The organism is Zavarzinella formosa DSM 19928 (assembly GCF_000255705.1).
Classification (GTDB): Bacteria; Planctomycetota; Planctomycetia; order Gemmatales; family Gemmataceae; genus Zavarzinella; species Zavarzinella formosa.
In genome coordinates this window covers 109,842-112,795 of the sequence record NZ_JH636453.1, presented here as the reverse complement: position 1 = coordinate 112,795, position 2,954 = coordinate 109,842, and the positions used below count along the sequence as shown (strand labels likewise).

Annotated in this window: 1 protein-coding gene; it reads left to right on the top strand. The window is 63.0% G+C overall.

All coding sequences use genetic code 11. The annotated features are described in order from the left end of the window. The coding region (locus BGIM_RS65390) for a hypothetical protein (RefSeq protein ID WP_193789087.1) at nucleotides 1-2,954 on the top strand (2,954 nt) is incomplete at both ends.

Genomic DNA, 2,954 nt, shown 5'->3' with positions numbered 1-2,954 from the left:
GGGGGGCGGCCCCCCGCCACTCGGTCCAACAACAGTATTCCGGGTCGACGCTTCAGGGCACCACCGATGATTCCCTCCTGACCGTGGCCCTCGACAAGACGGGCAGCACGACCTACCGCAACCGGCTGGAGATGGCCGGCTCTCGGGGCGGCGGCACGACCGCCACGGCGACCCGATGGGAGCTGGGAACCGAGGTGTTCAACCAAAAGCAACAGGAAAAGCACGACACGGACTCAAACAAATACGGGCTTCGGACAACCGGCAACTTTAGCTTCGTGCTGAACACGACGGGCAACAGCCTCTATTCGCAGACGCAAGTCCGCCAGGTGAACCGCGACGCCTCCTCGTATTCATCGAACATGCAACCCTCCGAACTGGCCGCCGCGATGGTGAGCCTGGACACCGGGAGCCAGTCCGGCCAGACGCTCACGCTGACGACGACCAAATCGGTTCAAAGCGACGAGTCGTCCGATTTGACGCAGTCCATGAAACAGTGGAAATTCCCGGTGGCCGGGGAGGCGGCCCGGTCCTTTGAGTCGACGGCCTTGAACGGCTCGTCCTCCAGCACGGACAGCATGACGTCCACAAGCACGGACGTGAACGGTTATCGCACCGGCGGCAGCCTCACGGCCGACCGCACGGGTTCGCAAGCGATGACGCTCAACCAAGTCGTCAATCGGCGCGACGACCAGCCGAAGATCGTCGTGAACGGCTCTGCCTCCATGATGAGCATGGGGGAATCCAATCCCGTCGTGCTGGCGGCCGCCGACTATGGCGGATTTTCGTTGTCGACGGACACCCTGCACCGGGAATCGCAATCCTCCGTCGTCACCCATGAGGTGATGACAGCCGATCCGGGGGCCGGGAGCATGATGAGCTTCCCGTTCGTGGGGGACTCGACCTCTCCGATGACCGGCGGGGCGGCGGGATTCCGGACGGTTTCCCTCAGCCGCGGCACCACAGGTTCCGAATTGGCCGACACCAACCATGTGTCACATTTGGAGGCGACTCAGAAACGGGGCGACTCGTATTGGGAGGCGGTTTCCAATCCCGCCGAGGACACCACATCCGACGCGACATCGGACAAGCACACCCAGAACACCTTCCAACAGACAGAAACCGGGTCGACCGACTCAACCGGCACGTATTCCATTGTCAGCATGCTCGCCAAGGCGGGGAACGAGACCCACGCCGAAACCGGGCACACCCTGGCCCGGACGCGCGACTACGCCAGCGGGGTCTTGGACAACGGTTCCGCGGACGGGTTGAGTTCGTTCGGCGGGGCCAGCGTTCGCAGTTCAAAAGAATCGTGGATGGACGGCCAGGGAACCAGCCTCTTCACCGTGAGCCGGACACAGACGGATTGGGCGAACCAAAAGCGGATTGATGACCTGCGTTCCCATGTGATCGGCCATGATCTGGCCAACCAGAGCCTGCGCGTCGTCACTCAAAAAGAGGGAACCGGATCAATGATGACGGGGGGCGACTGGGCCAACCTGCCCAATCGCACGCCGCACGACAACTCCGCGATGACCTTCAACAAGACCACCGGCGGCGACCACGACATCGAACTGGCCGGCCACGACCGCTGGAAGATCGATCCGTATTTGGGGACCGGGACGTTTGTCTTCAACGTGGACCAGGCCCGGATTGACGTGCGCACCGTGGATCATTCGCGGGCCGAACAGGAAGGCAGCAACGACAAACGGGAGTTTGACCTGTCCGGCCAGGCCCCGCCGACCCAGCCGGTCACCGGCGAACTGGACCGCGGCCTCACCAACGATTCGGCGGGCACCTTTGTCAGCGTGGCCGACGCCGTCTCGGATTTCCGCATTCGCGCGGACGCCTATCAGGACTTCGCCCTGAACACGTGGCAACTCACCTCGTTCCAAGTCGATGGCACATCGGCTTCGACCGTGGCGCTGGACCAGACGGCGCTGCTGACGTTTGTCAACCGGCAGACCGCGTCGAACCAGGTCGAGAACGGGACCAACACCAGCCAGCGGAAGACGACGACGACCGAGGGGTTCACCCTGGGCTACGGGGCCAGCCGTAACGGGTCCGCCTGGTCGGCAGACCGCTATTCACTCGACCAGTGGGGGGGCGAAAGCTACAATTTCGCCCAAACGCTGACCAAAACACAGACGAACAATGATTTCTGGCTGACGGCGGGCAAATTCGGCCTGAAGGTGTCGCTGTTCGCCACGAACCTGTTTTTGGACAGCAACTGGGTGCGCTCGACAACCAAGTCGGCTTTTTACATCACGGCCAACGGCCAGAGTTCGTATGCCTCGTCGCGACGCGGAGTGGGGGAGGGGGCGACTTACTCGAACAGACGGTCGGGGTCGGACAACTATGTCTCGTCCCGCCGGGCCGCCCCGGACATCAACGATGCCATCAACAATCAAGCGCTCAGCGACCTGATGGGAATGCAGACGGGGAACGGCTTGATGACGGCGATGGCCGGGCAGGGGGCTTATAAGAGCCAGATCTCGTCGGTGGCGTGGGACGAGGAGGTCGAAGGAAAAATTGAGGGGGGCGTGCCCGTCGAGAAGGGACGGCACACGATGTTCTCCGGGTCCGACGGGGAGCGGAGTCAGATGTGGCGTCATCGCGAGGCCGACGTCAGCCAGGCCCCGTCGATCGTGATCCCCAAGACAGACGTTCGTCGGACGGAATCGACGACGACCGGTTACATGACGGACAGTCGTTCGGGGACGCTGTCGTCAGAGTCGCTGGGGACGGGGACGCGTTCGTCGCGATCGATGACGTCGACATTTGACGAGACGGCCACACGGGAGACGCCGGAGCATCAGGGGTACAACTGGCTGGGTTCTTTGGAGACGGTGGACGCGTCGTCGGAGTATCACCACCGGGCGGGCAACTCGACGATGACGCTGAGCTTCCGGGGCTCGCTGAAGACGACGAACCGGTTTCTGGACCCGGCCAGCCGG